The organism is Nonomuraea sp. NPDC003201 (genome assembly GCF_053590415.1).
Map to the genome: position 1 here is coordinate 1 of NZ_JBSFTC010000641.1, position 2,799 is coordinate 2,799.

Sequence of the window (2,799 nt, forward strand, 5' to 3'; positions counted from 1 at the left end):
TTCCTGGTCAGCACCTCGTCGGTGATCGGCGAGTCCGACCTGGTCGCGCTCTACAACGCCGCCCGCGACGACGAGTACGAGGAGATCCTCGACAAGTGCGCCGACTTCCACGAAGAGGTGGCCAAGGAGGTGCGGGCCAAGCACTTCACCTACAGCGAGCTTGAGGAGAATGAAGAGGACCTCACCAAGCTCAGGGGCTGGTTCGAGAAGGTCAAGGCCCGCGATGTCCTGGGCGCGGCGCGGCGCAAAGAGGTGATCAAGGCGCTCGACGACTGCGCGCGGACGCTGGAGGAGTTCGCCGCCTCGGTGTACCAGGCCGAGGACAACGCGATCTTCCAGCACGGCGCCGGGTGAGCGCGCAAGGCACACCCGGCCGACTTGAAGGGCGTTGCAGAAAGTAGTTGAATGGGCGCCTTCCGTTATGGGCGAGGTGTTACGGGCTGATCTTTGTGGGTGGAGACGGCCACCGTGTGCCGGATCATCCAGCGCCTCCGGGGTCGATGCGAATCGGGTGTGCGACCATGACAGGTCTCTCAAGTGACGCGTGCGAGCGCTACGCTCCGCCTGCCCTCGCCACCTGTTAAGGGCGCAAGGCCCGCATAGCGGGCGCACAGAAGCCAGGGAATGGTATTGCGGAGTAATATGGCTCTCTGGGGGATATGTTCGAACGGGTGGCTGGGGATGAGCGCTCCCGTCCCTCAACCGCTCCGCCGCGTTCTCGAAAGGAGCGAAGCCATGATCTTCCCGCGTTTCATGTCCGCTGCGAGGATCTTGCCTGTGGCCGTTGAGCCTCCTTGGCCGAATCCGTTCGGGCCGGGGAAGAAGATCAACAGTGACCGCAGCAGCCGCCGTCGCCGTTGAGCGGGCGGCCTCTACGACAACACCTACTCCGTCGGCACCAACTCCGCCGAGGGCCACAACTGGCTCATGCAGGCGGACGACCCCGAGGACACCGAGTCCAGCGCCGGGCTGTACCAGCGCCAACCTCAACATGATGTGGTTGTCCAGCGACCATATCGGCGGACCGCCGAACTCGGTGGCCTCGGTCGCCGACAGCGACCTGGCCACCGGCAGGATCGTCGACACCATCTCGCACAGCCCGTACTGGAAGGAGTCCGCGATCTTCGTGATCGAGGACGACACGCAGAACGGCGTCGACCACGTCGACGGCGCTCGCGGACCCGTGCAGATCATCAGCCCCTGGGCGCAGCACGGCAAGGTGGACAGCACCTACTGCACGCAGATCACCGTGATCCGCACCATCGAGCAGATCCTGGGGATCCAGCCGATGAACCAGAAGGACAGCGCCGCCACCCCGATGAGCCGGGCCTTCACCAGGAAGCCTCACTAACCCCGTTCAACGTCGTGCCCAACCAGGTGCCGCTCACCGACGGCCTGGCGACCCCACCGGCCTGCGGCAACGACAGTGGGACCCCCACCGCGGCGACCGCTGGGTCCTCCGACAAGCAGGACACCATCGACAAGTGGACCGCCTGGCAGGCCGCCGCCCTCCGTCCGCGGTGCTATGGGCATCACCTGAGGCAGGTCTGCGCGGTCATGACCAGGGTGACGCCGAGGACCATCCTCTTCGACGCGACGAAGACGTAGATCGCCTTGGGGTTGCCCGGCACGGCGGCGTAGGTGCCGTACAGAGCGTTCTGCTTGAGGTTGGGGTAGGTGGCCCTCAACTGCGCGGGGGTGGAGCCCCAGCCGATGCCCTGAGGCGTCTTGACCTTGCCGGGCGCGGAGATCGTCACCACGCCCTGCGTCTTCGAGATGAACAGGCCCGCCCGGTTGCCCTCGTACCGATGATTCTTGAAATCGTAGGCCGAGCATGTGATGTCGGCCTTGATGGTCTTGCGCACGATCCGGCCGGTTCCTCTGGCCTTCGCCTCGGTCATCCCGAGTCGTATGTTGCCGTACCCGAACGGCCCTAACGTCGCCTTCCCGGCGGCGGCGTTCGCGTCGGGCGCGGCTCCTGTCAGCGCCACGGCTCCGGCCAGAGCCGCCGCCACCAGCGCCGAGCGGCCGACTCGCAGGGTCGTCGTCTGGTTCATCATGCTCCTTTTGTTGATCACGAATGGGCCACCGTAACCGACGGCGGACCCACCGAGGCGTCACGTCGGGGACATTCGGAACTTTGGTCACGCCGATGTGCAACAACCGATCGCGGGCTCGCAACATGCACGGGTCCCGGCGAGACCGGGACCGGTAAGAAGCTGGTCGCATGATCGGAAACGATGGTGGAGGAAACGTGACATCAGGTAGCAGGCGTATGGTCCGAGGGCTGGCGATGGTCGTTCTGACGGCCTGCGCGGGCTTGACGTTGCTGGCGGGGCAGGCCAGCGCGACACCGAGGATCATCAAGACGTACCCGCTGACCACCGCGGGCATGAGGGCCTGCCAGATTGATCTCAAGACCGCTCCGAGCGGCTACTACTGCGGGCGCGCGTACAGCGTGTACGCCCTCATGGTGGGCACCTGACGGTGTTCTGACGCGGTAGCCGGGCGACGGCGGCAGGCGGCGCAGGCCTTTGCCGCATGGAGCACGTGACGGGCCAGCGGCCTGCAGAGTCCTGGTACGTGCGGCCGATACCGGGTTCCCCGGACAGCAGAACCGCCGGCTCCCGCGAGGGAAGGCCGGTATCGACCGCGGAGACGTTCTACGCGGCGGGGGCGGGGATGCTCGCGGTGACCGTGAAGCCTCCCTTGCCGTCGTCTCCCGCGCTGAAGCTGCCGCCGAGCAGGGTCACCCGGCGGTTGAGCCCGGTCAGGCCCATCCCGGAGCCGGCACTGGTC

The 2,799-nt window shown here is 66.3% G+C and carries 4 protein-coding genes; 3 read left to right on the forward strand and 1 reads right to left on the reverse strand.

Features of this window, described 5'->3' with window-relative positions; all coding sequences use genetic code 11:
- Both ACWDX9_RS62120 and ACWDX9_RS62125 read left to right on the forward strand, forming a co-directional pair.
- Nucleotides 1-354, forward strand: a 354-nt coding sequence (locus tag ACWDX9_RS62120; RefSeq protein WP_449973249.1) for a Chromate resistance protein ChrB, incomplete at its 5' end; no start/stop codon positions are given.
- A gap of 646 nt (nt 355-1,000) precedes the next feature.
- Nucleotides 1,001-1,351, forward strand: coding sequence for an alkaline phosphatase family protein (locus ACWDX9_RS62125; RefSeq protein ID WP_449973250.1), 351 nt, complete (start codon nt 1,001-1,003; stop codon nt 1,349-1,351).
- 181 nt (nt 1,352-1,532) lie between these two features.
- Here the strand turns inward: ACWDX9_RS62125 and ACWDX9_RS62130 are convergent, their stop codons facing one another.
- Entirely contained in the window at nt 1,533-2,060 is a 528-nt protein-coding gene (locus ACWDX9_RS62130; RefSeq protein WP_449973251.1) for a hypothetical protein, read from the reverse strand.
- Between the two features lie 233 nt (nt 2,061-2,293).
- Here ACWDX9_RS62130 and ACWDX9_RS62135 point away from each other — a divergent pair, with 233 nt between their 5' ends.
- Entirely contained in the window at nt 2,294-2,485 is a 192-nt protein-coding gene (locus ACWDX9_RS62135) for a hypothetical protein (protein WP_397371615.1), read from the forward strand.
- The last annotated feature ends 314 nt before the right edge of the window (nt 2,486-2,799 follow it).